Source organism: Shinella lacus, assembly GCF_010994755.1.
In the GTDB taxonomy this organism is placed as follows: Bacteria; Pseudomonadota; Alphaproteobacteria; order Rhizobiales; family Rhizobiaceae; genus Shinella; species Shinella lacus.
This window is the reverse complement of sequence record NZ_WHSB02000010.1, coordinates 132,827-145,943: the sequence shown is the minus strand read 5'-3', so window position 1 is coordinate 145,943 and position 13,117 is coordinate 132,827. Positions and strand designations below refer to the sequence as shown.

General features: G+C 65.8%; 8 protein-coding genes. 3 read left to right on the top strand and 5 right to left on the bottom strand.

Going from position 1 to position 13,117, the window contains the following annotated elements; translation table 11 throughout:
* Window positions 1-4 precede the first annotated feature (4 nt).
* A complete protein-coding gene (gene glgX, locus GB927_RS23785) occupies window positions 5-2,089 on the bottom strand; it encodes a glycogen debranching protein GlgX (protein WP_256119708.1) in 2,085 nt (694 codons plus the stop codon).
* A gap of 223 nt (window positions 2,090-2,312) precedes the next feature.
* Between glgX and treZ the strand changes: the two genes are divergently transcribed.
* The 3 genes from treZ (at window position 2,313) to treY (ending at window position 7,104) form a co-directional block, all read left to right on the top strand.
* A complete protein-coding gene (gene treZ, locus GB927_RS23780) occupies window positions 2,313-4,091 on the top strand; it encodes a malto-oligosyltrehalose trehalohydrolase (RefSeq protein WP_256119707.1) in 1,779 nt (592 codons plus the stop codon).
* A 61-nt stretch (window positions 4,092-4,152) separates the two neighbouring features.
* The gene (locus GB927_RS23775; RefSeq protein ID WP_256119706.1) at window positions 4,153-4,527 is read left to right on the top strand and encodes a CBS domain-containing protein; all 375 of its coding nucleotides are present in this window, start codon (window positions 4,153-4,155) and stop codon (window positions 4,525-4,527) included.
* A 69-nt stretch (window positions 4,528-4,596) separates the two neighbouring features.
* The gene (treY, locus tag GB927_RS23770) at window positions 4,597-7,104 is read left to right on the top strand and encodes a malto-oligosyltrehalose synthase (protein ID WP_256119705.1); all 2,508 of its coding nucleotides are present in this window, start codon (window positions 4,597-4,599) and stop codon (window positions 7,102-7,104) included.
* A gap of 7 nt (window positions 7,105-7,111) precedes the next feature.
* Here treY and GB927_RS23765 read toward each other — a convergent pair whose 3' ends face one another.
* From GB927_RS23765 to kdpB, 4 genes are read right to left on the bottom strand one after another with little or no spacing between them, the layout of a single operon-like run.
* Window positions 7,112-7,804: a response regulator gene (locus tag GB927_RS23765; protein WP_256119704.1), complete on the bottom strand. Its 693-nt coding sequence runs from the start codon at window positions 7,802-7,804 to the stop codon at window positions 7,112-7,114.
* Entirely contained in the window at window positions 7,801-10,494 is a 2,694-nt protein-coding gene (locus GB927_RS23760; RefSeq protein WP_256119703.1) for an ATP-binding protein, read from the bottom strand. The genes GB927_RS23765 and GB927_RS23760 overlap by 4 nt, the downstream gene beginning before the upstream one ends.
* Window positions 10,495-10,502: 8 nt before the next feature.
* On the bottom strand, window positions 10,503-11,072 hold the full coding sequence (kdpC, locus tag GB927_RS23755; protein WP_256119702.1) for a potassium-transporting ATPase subunit KdpC: 570 nt from the start codon (window positions 11,070-11,072) through the stop codon (window positions 10,503-10,505).
* A 2-nt stretch (window positions 11,073-11,074) separates the two neighbouring features.
* A complete protein-coding gene (gene kdpB / locus GB927_RS23750; RefSeq protein ID WP_256119701.1) occupies window positions 11,075-13,111 on the bottom strand; it encodes a potassium-transporting ATPase subunit KdpB in 2,037 nt (678 codons plus the stop codon).
* Between the last annotated feature and the right edge of the window lie 6 nt (window positions 13,112-13,117).

Genomic DNA, 13,117 nt, shown 5'->3' with positions numbered 1-13,117 from the left:
CGGCTCATCCCACCGGTTCGAAGACGGCGACGCTGCCGCCGTAGACCATGGCCGGGCTTTGCGCCGGATGCTCGGCATAGGCGTCATCTTCCGCGCCGGTATCGAGCACCCGCTTCCACGCCTTGATGCCGTTCACCTCCGGCAGTTTCACCTGGCAATCCCCGCCGGCATTGAGGACGAGGAAGAGCTGGTCCGGCCCCTCGCCGTTCGCCGGCTTCGAGAGGAACAGGCCGAGCGCCCTCAGGTTGCCGTCCTTCCAGGCGGCATCGGTCATGAAGGCGCCGTCGGGTCGATACCAGGCGATCTCGATCGTGCCGTCCTCGGCGGCGTCACCCGTCAGGAACCGTTCCTGCCGCAGCGCCGGATGGGCCTTGCGGAAGGCGATCGCACCCTTGCAGAAATTCAGGAACGGATCGTCGAGGCCGTCCCAGTCGGTCCAGCCCACCGCATTGTCCTGGCAATAGGCATTGTTGTTGCCCTGCTGGCTGTTGCCGAGCTCGTCGCCGCCGAGCAGCATCGGCACGCCCTGGCTGAGCATCAGCGTGGCGATCATGTTGCGCCGGCGGCGGTCGCGGGCGGAAAGGATGCCAGCGTCGTCGGTCGGGCCTTCGGCGCCCATATTGTGCGAATGGTTGTCGGAATGGCCGTCGCGGTTGTCCTCGCCATTCGCCTCATTGTGCTTGCCGTCATAGGAGACGGTGTCCATCAGCGTGAAACCGTCATGGGCGCTGAGCAGGTTGATCGAAGACGTGGACCCGCGGTCGGAGTGGTTGAACTGCGGTGCGGAGCCCGTAAGGCGCGATGCGAGGCCGGACACGAGGCCGCCATCACCCTTCCAGAAGCGGCGCACGTCGTCGCGGTACTTGTCGTTCCACTCGCGGAACGGATGCGGGAAACCGCCGACCTGGTAGCCGCCGTCGCCGACATCCCAGGGCTCGGCGATCAGCTTGACGCCGGAGAGGATGGGGTCCTGCCGGATCGCATCGAAGAACGTGCCGTCGCGGTCGAATTCGATGTGACGCGTGCGGCCGAGCGTGCTCGCAAGGTCGAAACGGAAACCATCGACATGCATGACGCCGACCCAGTAGCGCAAACTGTCCAGCACCATGCGCAGCACCATCGGATGGGCAATGTTGACGGTGTTGCCGGTGCCGGTCGTGTCGTAGCTGTGGCGCAGGTCGTCGGGCGAGAGGCGGTAATAGCTGAGATTGTCGAGCCCGCGGAAGCTGAGCGTCGGGCCGCGCTCCGAGCCTTCGGCCGTGTGGTTGTAGACAACGTCCATGATGACCTCGATGCCGGCGGCATGGAAGCGTTTCACCATGGTCTTGAATTCGGTGACGGCGCGGCCGGAGAGGAACCGTGGCTGCGGCGCGAAGAAGCCGAGCGTCTGGTAGCCCCAATAGTTGCGCAGGCCCTTTTCCAGCAGATAACGATCGTCCGGGAAATACTGGATCGGCAGGAGTTCGATGGCGGAAATGCCGAGATCGACAAGATGTTCGACGATCGGATCGCTCGCCATGCCCATGAAGGTGCCGCGCAGCTCCTCCGGCACGCCCGGATGGCTCATGGTCATGCCGCGCACATGCGCCTCGTAGATGATCGTCTCGGTCCAGGGCCGGCGGATGGCCGCATCGCCCGCCCAGTCGAAATCCGGATCCTGCACCTTGCCCTTCACCATGAAGGGGGCGCTGTCGCGCTCGTCGAAGGACAGGTCTTCCGCCGCGTCCCCGATGCGGTAGCCGTACAGCGCATCGTCCCAGGCGATTTCGCCGACGATCTGCTTGGCGTAAGGGTCGAGCAGCAGCTTGTTCGGGTTGAAGCGGTGGCCGTTCTGCGGATCATACGGCCCGTGGGCACGGTAGCCATAGACCGTGCCGGGTTTCAGCCCGGCAATGTAGCCGGACCAGATGTCGCCTTCGCGCTTGGGCAGCGCCAGCCGGGCGGTTTCCTCTTTGCCGTCCTCGGAAAACAGACAAAGCTCCATCTGCTCCGCATGGGCGGAAAACACGGCAAAATGCGTGCCTTCGCCGGTGAATTCGGCGCCGAGCTCCGGCTTCATGAAATCGAGTTCGGAAAATGAGTAACTCATGCGATAGGTCCCCTTCGGTCGAGCATCGGCCTCCCCTGGATGATCATGCGGACGGCGCCGAGAGCGGACGCGCCGTCGCAGATGTCTGATCGCACCCGCACAGCGGAATCCTCCGCCGGGGCTTTGAAAAGCGATGGTGCAACGCGAAAAGAAGCGGATTGTTCCGGAACTTTTTCGCCGCCTTCCGGTTCAATCTTGCTGCAAAGCAACAAAGAGGAAGCGGATGAGCGAGCCAGCACCGACGCCAAGAACCTGGGGACCGCGCATATTGGAGGACGGAAGGGTGCAGTTCCGCCTCTGGGCGCCGGCCGAAAACGCCGTGACGCTGCTTGTCGGCGGGCACGAGATCGGCATGCAGGCGGAGGACGATGGCTGGCATGCGGTGGAGACCGACCGTGCCCGACCCGGCGACGCCTATACCTTCCGGCTCGCCGACGGCAGCGAGATCGCCGACCCCGGCTCCCATGCCCAGAAAAACGGCGTCGAAGGACCCTCCGTCATCGTCGATCATGGCCGCTATGCCTGGCAGAACCCCAGCTGGAAGGGGCGCCCTTGGGAAGAGGCGGTGGTCTACGAGCTGCACATCGGCACTTTCACGCCGGAAGGCACGTTTCGCGCGGCGATCGAGCAACTCGCCCACCTGCGCGATATCGGCATCACCGCCATCGAGATCATGCCCGTCGCCCATTTCGCCGGACGTCGAGGCTGGGGGTACGACGGCGTGCTGCACTATGCGCCGCACAACGCCTATGGCACGCCGGACGACCTGAAGGCACTGGTCGATGCGGCGCACGGCCACGGCCTGATGGTGCTGCTCGACGTCGTCTACAATCACTTCGGCCCGGCCGGAAACATCCTGCCGCGCATCGCCCCGCCCTTCTTCCACCCCGAGCGCCACACGCCCTGGGGCGCGGCCCTTGCCTTCGAGCGGCAGGCCGTGCGGCGCTATTTCATCGAGAACGCGCTACACTGGATCGTCGACCACCGGTTCGATGGCCTGCGCTTCGACGCGACCGAGGAAATCGAGGACGAGAGCGAAAGCCATATGCTGCTCGAAATGGCGCAGACCATCCGCCAGGCCGTGCCGGACCGCCAGATTCATCTCGTCGTCGAAGACCAGTTCAGCCGCAAGGGCCTGCTCAACCGCGACGGCGGCATCGTGCATCACTATACGGCCGGCTGGAACGACGAGTTCCACCATGCCCTGCATGTCATCGCGACGGGTGAACAGCAGGGCCACTATGCGGCCTTCGTGGAAAAACCCTATGAGGCGCTGAGCGCAGCGACCGCCCGCGGCTTCATCCATGCGGATCGCAACCGGGATCGAGTCGGCCCGGCGCCACAGGATCCCCTGCCGCCGCAGGTCAATGTCAACTTCCTGCAAAACCACGACCAGATCGGCAACCGCGCCTTCGGCGACCGGCTCGTCACGGTTGCCGATCCGACGCTCCTCAATGTGATGACCGCGCTCCTGCTTCTCGCCCCGCCGGTTCCCATGATGTTCATGGGCGAGGAATATGGCGAGGACCGGCCGTTCCTGTATTTCGCCGATTTCGAGGGAGATCTGGCGCGGGCCGTGCAGGAAGGCCGCAAGAAGGAGGCGGAAAAATTCGGCGGCCTGAAGCCGGGCCAGACCATCGCCGACCTCCCCGATCCCGTGTCCGAGGAGACCCTGCAACGCTCGAAACTCGACTGGTCGCGCGCCGCCTCCCCCGATGGCCGGCAGCAGATCGGTTTCGTGCGCGAACTGATCCGGCTACGACAGATGCACGTCGCGCCGTTGCTCGCGGAAGAGGCGCCCGAGCCGCATGTGTTTTCCACCGAGGAGGGCGTTCTCGCCATCGACTGGCGTTTTGCGACGGCGACGCTCGGCATTCGCGCGAATTTCACGCGGGAAGGCAGGCCGTGGCCGGCGATCGGCGGCGAAGCGATCTTCGAGCTGACCGCCGGCACCGCGCCCGGGCCCTCGATCATCGTCGCCGTCGACCGCCGCCGGAACTAGGGCCGTTGGAACCAACGTCCCGGTCGTCTGTTCTTAGAGAAAGTGCAAAAAGAGGTCCCCCATGTCCATCGGCGATATCATGACTCGCAATGTCCACCTCGTCCGGCCGGAGGAGACCCTGCAATATGCCGCAAGCCTGATGGCCGAGTGGGATATCGCCTTCCTGCCGGTGGCGGATGCGAGCGGTCTGGTCGGCACGCTGACGGATCGCGACATCATTTTACGCGTCGTCGCGCCGGGGCTGAACGCGGAAACCACGAAGGTCGGCGACGTCATGACAACCAACATCACCTATTGTTACGACGACGAGGCACCGGAAGACGTGATCGCCAACATGCAATCGCTGCACCTTCGCCGCCTAGCCGTGCTCGACCGGCAGAACCGGCTGGTGGGCGTCGTTTCGCAGACAGATTTCAAGCGCCACCCGGCAGCCTGACGGAAGCGGATGGAACAAATCGGGAGGATATGCGTTACTGAGCCGCTGAAACCGCACTCCCAGGACCTCATGACACTTCCCCACTCGACCTATCGCCTCCAGTTCCGCAACGGCATGGACTTCGCAGGCGCATGCCGGCTTGTGCCCTATCTGGAGCGACTGGGCATCAGCCACCTCTATGCGTCGCCGGTCATGACGGCGGTCGGCGGGTCGACGCACGGCTATGACGTGACCGACGCCAACGAGATCGACCCGGCGCTGGGCGGCCTTGAGGGGCTGCGCGCATTGGCCGACACCTTGCACGCCCGCGGCCTCGGACTCATCCTCGATATCGTGCCCAATCATATGGCGGCGCACCTCGAAAATCCCTGGTGGCACAGCGTCGTGGCCTTGGGAGCGGACAGCCCTTTCGCCCACCACTTCGATATCGACTGGACGGAGCCGCTGACGCTCCCTTTCCTCGGCAAGGCGTTCGAGGAAGAGGTCGCGAGCGGCACGATTCGCCTCGCTTTCGACCCCGCGCACGAAACGCTGGCTCTGCGCTACCACGACAGCTTCTATCCCCTGCACCCCGGAACCCACGATCAGGCGCTGGAGGGATCTGAAGACCTGGAGCAGATTTCCAGCAATCCGGCGCGCATCGCGGCGATTCACGCGGCGCAGCCATGGCGGCTGACGGACTGGAAGACGGCAGGTCGGCATCTGAGCTACCGGCGTTTCTTCGAGATTGCCGGCCTCGTCGGGTTGCGCGTTGAGGACCCCCAGGTGTTTGACGACAGCCACCGCCTGACGCTCGCGCTCGTGCGCGACGGCACCGTGGACGGCCTGCGCATCGACCATATCGACGGGCTTGCCGATCCCGCGGCCTATCTGGAGCGGTTGCGCAGCGCCGTCGGCCCGGACCTCCCCCTCTTCGTGGAAAAAATCCTGGAGAAGGAGGAGCCCTTCGCCACGTCATGGCCCGTCGAGGGCACGACGGGTTACGAATTCATCGCCTCGCTGGCGGATGCGCTGGTCGACGAGCAGGAAGGCGGCAGGCTTTCAAAAACCTTCGCGCCGCTGCGGCGCGAGGGCCATGCCGGCAGCTACGGCGAGGAGATGCAGGCCAGCAAACGGCAGATGCTTTCGGAAAATTTCGAGGGCGAGGTCAAGCGCGTCGCCATGCTGGCAAAGGCGCTCGCCGACAGGGCGCAGGCGGACCTTTCGCGCACGACGCTCGTCGACGCGATCCGCGGTCTGGTCATCGCGCTCCCCGTCTATCGAACCTACACCACGGCCGCCGGCGGCGACGAGCGCGACCGGCTCGTGCTCTCGGCCGCCCGCCAGCAGGCGCTGGATGCGGCGCGCCCGGAGGTTCGCGAGGCGATCGATTTCATCTTCGAACTGCTTGTCGACGACGAGACCTGCAAGGCGCTGCCGGACTGCGTCGAATTCCGCACTCGCCTCCAGCAGCTGAGCGGCCCCATCATGGCGAAGGCGCTGGAAGACACGCTGTTCTACCGGGAAAACGCCTTCATCGCGCTGAATGAGGTCGGCGGCGATCCCGGCCGGCCGACCGGCGGCCCCGAAGCCTTCCACGCCGCCATGTCGGCCCGCGCGCAAACCATGCCGAAGGGCCTGTCTGCGACCTCGACGCACGACACGAAGCGCGGCGAAGACGCAAGGGCGCGGCTCTACACGCTGAGCGAGGCCCCGGACCGCTGGATTGCCGCGACGGAGCGTTGGGCCACCCTCAACGCCCGTTTTCGCCGCGTGCATGTGCCGGAGCCGGATGTGGAATGGTTGATCTACCAAGCACTTGCCGGCATCTGGCCAATCGGCGGCCTGGAGGATCACGAAGCCATGCAGACGCTCGGCGCGCGTATGACCCCCTATATCGAAAAGGCGTTGCGCGAGGCAAAACTCGCCTCCGACTGGAGCCAGCCGGACGTCGCCTATGAGGAAAAGGTCACGGGCTTTGTCACCGACCTGCTCGGCCACGAGCCATTCCTCAAGGATTTCAACGAGACGCTCTCCCCCTTCATTGATGCCGGGCTGATGAACTCACTGGGGCAGACGCTGATCAAGCTGACGGCGCCTGGCATTCCGGACATCTATCAGGGCAGCGAGCGCGCCGACTTCTCGCTTGTCGATCCCGACAACCGGCCCTTGCTCGACGTCGCCTCCGTGGCCGTGCCGGAGAGGCCGCAGCCGGCGCCCGCCCATTTCATGGACTACAAACAGTGGCTGGTCGCGACAGCACTTGCAGAGCGGGCGCGACACCCCGATCTGTTCGCCGGGCCTTACGTTCCGATCGATCTGTCCGATGGCAATCGGCAGGCCCTCGCCTTCCTGCGCGGCACGCCGCAGGCCTTTGCGCTGACCATCGTTCCGCGCCTGACCTTCGGCAAGACGCGACCCGATGCCCTGCTCCTCACCGAAGACGCCACGCGCGGCCTCGCCCTGACGGTACCCGCCGGCTTCGAAGGCCGCGCCGTGCAGTCAGCGCTCGACGGCCGCACATTCACGCTCGACCGCACGATGGCAATTGCCGAGCTTTTCAAAACCGAGCCCATCGCCCTGCTCGTCAGCGCCTAGGCGAGCATCACTCCTGGTCGACGACCAGCCGGTATCCGACGCCGGGTTCGGTGCGCACGATGGCGGGATGCGTCGGGTCGCGCTCGATCTTCTGGCGAAGCTGGCCGATGAAGACGCGCAGGTAATGCAGGTCCTCGCCATGCGCCGGCCCCCAGACGGAGGTGAGCAGCGTCTTGTGCGTGACCACTCGCCCTGCGTGGCGGGCGAGCAGCGTCAGGAGGTCGTATTCCTTCGGCGTCAGGCGCACCGCCTCGTCATCGCGCGACACCAGCCGCCGCACGGTATCGATCACCAGCCCATCGGTGGAAAGCGTTGCCGGTGCCGCTTCCGAGCGCTCGCGATGGCGCAGCGCATTGCGGATACGGGCGGTCAGCTCGCCGATTCCGAAGGGCTTTTCGATATAATCGTCAGCGCCGAGATCGAGGGCCGCGATCTTCTCGCTCTCGCGCTCGCGGGCCGAGAGGATGATGATCGGGATGGTCGTCCAGCCGCGCAGGCTGGCGATGACCTCCTTGCCGTCCATGTCCGGCAGGCCGAGATCGAGGATGACGAGGTCGGGCGCGGCGGTCGCCACCGCCTTTAGCGCCTCGCCGCCCGTCGCTGCCTCGACGACATCGTACCCAGCCGCCTTGAGAGCCGGCCGCAGGAATCGCTGGATCTGCGGTTCGTCATCCACCACGAGGATACGCTCGTTCGTCATGGCGTCTTGCAAGCCTTCGTCTTGTCGCCGGCCGGGAAACGGATGACGATGCGCGTGCCCTTCTTTTTCAGCGCCGGGCTTTCCGCATGGATCTTCCCGCCCATCGCCTCGACGAAACCGCGAGCGATGGAGAGGCCGAGCCCCGTGCCGGGCGAGCGCCCGTCCGGCTTGCCGCGCCGGTAGAATTTTTCGAAGATACGATCGATTTCGGCGGGCGGAATGCCCTTGCCGAGATCGGTGACGGAGATCAGCACATCCGCCCCGTCGCGCCGGGCATAGACGTTGACCGGCTCGTCGCCGCCATATTTCACCGCATTGTCGAGCAGGTTGAACAGCACTTGGCCGAGCAGCACGCTGTCACCTTCCACAAGCGGCAGGTCCGGCGCGATGCCCGTCTCGATCAGCCGGCCCGGAAAATATTTTCGCGCCCGCTCGACCGCAGACTGCACGACATCGGAAACATCGACCCAGTCGCTCTTCGGCTTCAGCGTGCCGGCCTCGATGCGGGTCATGTCGAGCAGGTTGCCGACGAAGCGGCTCATGCGGCTGCCCTCCTCCTCGATCGACTGGAGAAGGTCGACGCGGCTCTCGGGCGTCATCTTGTCGCCAAGCTGACGAAGGCTGGTGACGGCGCCCATGATGGTGGCGAGCGGGGTCCGAAGGTCATGCGAAATCGAGGAGAGCAGCGCCTCGCGATAACGTTCGCCCTCCAGCCGCGCCGCCTGTTCCAAGCTCGCTTCTGAAAGCCGCGCCCGGTCGAGTGCGATCGCCGTCTGGTCGAGGATAGCGGAGAGCGCCCGTTCCGCGTTGATGTCGAGACGCACATCCGTCTGCTGGATGCCGCAGACGCCGACGAGCCCATGCGGCCCCATCAGCGGGCGGAACTCGAAACGGCTGTTCGGCAGGGTGCCGGTGCCAAAGCCCGCCTGTTCCTGCTTGTCGCGCGTCCAGCGCGCCGCCGTGAAATCGGTGACGTCGAGTTCCGTATCCGGCGGCCAGACGGCGGCGACCTTGAGATCGCTCTTGTCGGGCAGCAGCAGCACGATGTTGCGCTTGAGGCTTGCCTGGAGATGCGAGACCGCAACCCAGATAGCATCGTCCGCCTTGGCCGTTGTCGAGAGCTTGCGCGAGAAATCGTAGAGCGATTGCAGCGCGGTGGCACGCACGCGGGCGACCTCCGCCTGCTCCTTGATGCGCGAGGCGAAACCGCCGGCGATGATGGCCACCGTCAGGAAGACGACGAGCGCGAAGACTTCGTGCGGCGCGGTGATCGTGAAGGTGTGCAGCGGATCGATGAAGAAGAAGTTGTAAGCGAGCGCCGAGAGGACCGCGGCGATGAAGGCCGAGACATAGCCGCCCATCACGGCGGCGCCAAGCACGGCGAGCAGGAAGAGCAGCGAGATATTCGGAAGTTCCGCGACCATGTCGATCATCTTGCCGACGGCCGCCATGGCGCCGGTGAAGGCGACCGCGATGAGCGCCGATTGCCGGAAGGAGGCGACCCCGGGCGGCGAGAGGCGCGTGGGGACGGGCAGCTTTTCCTTCTTGTCCGGCGTCACGAAATAAACGCCGAGACCGGCCGCGCGGCGAGAAAGCGCATCCGGCAGCGAGGGTGAGTAAAACCGCGTCCAGCCATGGTGGCGCCTGGCGCCGATGACGATCTGCGTCGCGTGCTCGCGCCGCGCCAGCTTCAGAATTTCCTCTACGAAATCATTGCCGACCACGCGGCGCGTTTCGGCCCCGAGCTGTTCGGCCAGCCGAAAGAGCCCTTCCATACGCTGCAGGCGCACCGTCGTCTCCACCTCCCGGTCCGCCCGCTCGATCGAAACGACGAGCCAGGGGGCGTTGAGGCCGGAGGCAAGGCGGCTCGCCACGCGCACGACCTTTTCAGACAGGTCGTCCGGCCCGACGCAGACGAGCAGCCGTTCGCCGGTCGCCCACGGGCCTTCGATGGCGTTCTGCTTGAGGTAGTCGACCATCTGGTCGTCGACGCGGTCGGCAGTGCGGCGCAGCGCGAGTTCGCGCAACGCCGTCAGGTTGCCGAGGCGGAAGAAGCGGTCGACAGCGCGGCTGGCGCTTTCCGGCAGGTAGACCTTTCCCTCCTTCAGCCGCTCGATCAGTTCCGTCGGCGGCAGGTCGACCAGCACGACCTCGTCGGCCTTCTTCAGCACAACATCCGGCACGCGCTCACGCACCGTGACACCCGTGATCTGCGCCACCAGGTCGGCGAGGCTTTCAAGATGCTGGATGTTGAGCGCCGTCCAGACATCGATGCCGGCGGCGATCAGCTCCTCGATATCTTGGTGACGCTTCGGATGCCGGCTGCCCTCGGGGTTGGAATGGGCAAGCTCGTCGACCACCACGATGCGCGGATGGCGCGCGAGCGCGCCATCAAGGTCGAATTCCTCAAGCACGCGGCCGCGATGGGCGACGCGCGTGCGCGGCAGCGCCTCCAGGCCATCGAGCAGCGCGGCGGTCTCACTGCGACCATGGGTTTCGGCAAGGCCGACGACGATGTCGGCCCCTTCGGCCTTCAGTCGCCCGGCGCGCGTGAGCATGGCGTAGGTCTTTCCCACGCCGGGCGCTGCCCCCAGGAAAACGGTCAATTTGCCCCGGCGGTCTTTCTCCGCCAGGGCAAGCAATGCATCGGGATCGGGTCTGCGATTGTCGTCGCGGTCGTCGTCCGCCATTCGTCCTCTCATGATCCCCGCGCGTCGAGCGCCAGATTGAGCTTTAGCACGTTCACCTGCGGCTCGCCGATGAAACCGAAAAGACGGTCTTCTATCTGTTGCGTGACGAGGTCCGCAATGGCCGTTTCCGGCAATCCCCGCGCCTTCGCGACGCGGGCGACCTGCGCGCGGGCGAATTCGGGGGAAATATGCGGGTCGAGGCCGGAGCCGGAGGTCGTCACCGCATCGGCAGGGATGGGCGTGGTGATGCCCGTCGCCTTCAGCCGGTCGATATCCGCCTGCACGCGATCGCGGAGCTTGACCGAGGTGGTGCCGAGGTTCGAGCCCGACGAGGCGGCGGCATTGTAGGCCTCCGGTCCGGTCGCGGAGGGCCGCGGCCAGAAATACTTGTCCGTGGCGAAGGCCTGGCCGATCAGGGCGGAGCCGATAACGGCACCGTTCCTTTCGATCAACGAGCCGTTGGCGGCGGCCGGCATGACGGCCTGCGCGATGCCGGTGACGGCAAGCGGATAGGCAAGCCCCGTCAAGAGCGTCAGGGCGAAGAGAAGCGTGAGGGCCGGGCGAAGATGGTTCAGCATGATTACACCAGATGTAGGGCGCTGACGGCGAGGTCGATAGCCTTGATGCCTGCAAAGGGCAGGATGAGGCCGCCGACGCCATAGACGAGAAGATTGCGACGAAGCAGGGCGGCGGCACCGGCCGGGCGATAGGCAACGCCGCGAAGTGCAAGCGGGATCAGCGCCACGATGATCAGCGCATTGAAGATGACCGCCGAGAGGATGGCCGACTGCGGCGAGGCGAGGTCCATGATGTTGAGCGCGTTCAGCGCCGGATAGGTCGCGACGAACAGCGCCGGGATGATGGCAAAGTATTTTGCCACGTCGTTGGCGATGGAGAAGGTGGTCAGCGAGCCGCGCGTCATCAGCAGTTGCTTGCCGATCTCGACGATCTCGATAAGTTTCGTCGGGCTCGAATCGAGGTCGACCATGTTGGCCGCCTCGCGCGCCGCCTGTGTGCCGGTCTGCATGGCCACGCCGACATCGGCCTGGGCGAGCGCCGGCGCGTCATTGGTGCCGTCGCCGCACATGGCGATCAGGCGGCCACCCTGCTGCTCGCGGCGGATATAGGCGAGCTTGTCTTCCGGCGTCGCCTGGGCGAGGAAATCGTCGACGCCGGCTTCAGACGCGATGGCCGCGGCAGTGACGGGGTTGTCGCCCGTCACCATGACGGTGCGGATGCCCATGGCGCGAAGGGCGGCAAAACGCTCCTTGATGCCGGGCTTCACGATGTCCTTGAGGTGGATGACGCCGAGCAGGCGCTGGCCATCGGCAACCGCGAGCGGCGTGCCGCCACTGCGCGCGATCGTCTCGACGGCGCGGCGGAATTCGGCCGGCGCATCGCCCTCGTTCAGGCCGGCAAAACGCAGCACGGCATCGACCGCCCCCTTGCGCAGCCGCCGGCCGCCGATATCCACGCCGGACAGGCGGGTCTCCGCGGTGAACTCGATGATCGCATCGAAGCGCGCCTGCGGCATGGCCACGCCGAATTCGCCGGTAGCAAGCGCCACCACGGAACGGCCTTCCGGTGTTTCGTCCGAAAGGCTGGCGACCAGCGCAGCTTCCGCAAGTTCCGACTGCGTCACGCCCGGCGCCGGCGCAAAATCGCTCGCCATGCGGTTGCCGAAGGTGATGGTGCCGGTCTTGTCGAGCAGCAGCGTATCGACGTCGCCCGCCGCTTCCACCGCGCGGCCCGAGGTGGCGATGACGTTGAAGCGCACGAGGCGGTCCATGCCGGCAATGCCGATGGCCGACAGCAGGCCGCCGATCGTCGTCGGGATGAGTGTGACGAGCAGGGCTGCGAGAACCGTGACCGTCAGCACCGTGCCGGAATAGCCGGCAAGGCCCCAGATCGCGACGCAGACGAAGAGGAAGATCAGCGTCAGGCCGGAGAGCAGGATCGACAGCGCGATCTCGTTCGGCGTCTTCTGCCGCTGCGCGCCTTCAATCAGCGCGATCATGCGATCGACGAAGGAGGAGCCCGGTGCCACCGTGATCTTCACCCTGATCTCGTCGGACAGCACCTGCGTGCCGCCGGTGACGGCCGAACGGTCGCCGCCGGATTCGCGGATCACGGGCGCGGATTCTCCGGTGATGGCGCTTTCGTTGACCGAGGCGACGCCTTCGATTACCTCACCGTCACCCGGGATCAGCTCGCCGGCCGCAACGAGCACGACATCGCCGACGGTGAGGCTGGTGGCGGGAACCGTCTCGGTTGCGCCGGATGCCGTGAGGCGCCGGGCGACGAGTTCGGACTTGGTGCGCTTCAGGCTGTCCGCCTGGGCGCGGCCGCGGCCTTCCGCGACGGCCTCCGCGAAGGTCGCGAAGAGCACGGTGAACCAGAGCCAGGCGGCGATCTGGCCGGAAAAGCCGGCCTGGCCGTTGCCCGCGACGAGGTCGCGCAGGAAGAGGATCGTGACGACGGCGGCGACGACTTCGGTGACGAAGATCACCGGGTTGCGCAGCAATTGGCGCGGATCGAGTTTCACGAAGGCGTCGCGGGCGGCCGGCAGCACGATGGCGGGGTCGAAAAGGCCCGGCGCTTGGTGGTCCTTTGACATGGATTG

What these genes read in the sequence shown, in the direction of transcription:
- GB927_RS23765 (WP_256119704.1), bottom strand. Translation starts at nt 7,804, where the DNA reads ATGACGAACGAGCGTATCCTCGTGGTGGATGACGAACCGCAGATCCAG.
- GB927_RS23775 (WP_256119706.1), top strand. Translation starts at nt 4,153, where the DNA reads ATGTCCATCGGCGATATCATGACTCGCAATGTCCACCTCGTCCGGCCG.
- GB927_RS23760 (WP_256119703.1), bottom strand. Translation starts at nt 10,494, where the DNA reads ATGGCGGACGACGACCGCGACGACAATCGCAGACCCGATCCCGATGCA.
- kdpB (WP_256119701.1), bottom strand. Translation starts at nt 13,111, where the DNA reads ATGTCAAAGGACCACCAAGCGCCGGGCCTTTTCGACCCCGCCATCGTG.
- treZ (WP_256119707.1), top strand. Translation starts at nt 2,313, where the DNA reads ATGAGCGAGCCAGCACCGACGCCAAGAACCTGGGGACCGCGCATATTG.
- glgX (WP_256119708.1), bottom strand. Translation starts at nt 2,089, where the DNA reads ATGAGTTACTCATTTTCCGAACTCGATTTCATGAAGCCGGAGCTCGGC.
- kdpC (WP_256119702.1), bottom strand. Translation starts at nt 11,072, where the DNA reads ATGCTGAACCATCTTCGCCCGGCCCTCACGCTTCTCTTCGCCCTGACG.
- treY (WP_256119705.1), top strand. Translation starts at nt 4,597, where the DNA reads ATGACACTTCCCCACTCGACCTATCGCCTCCAGTTCCGCAACGGCATG.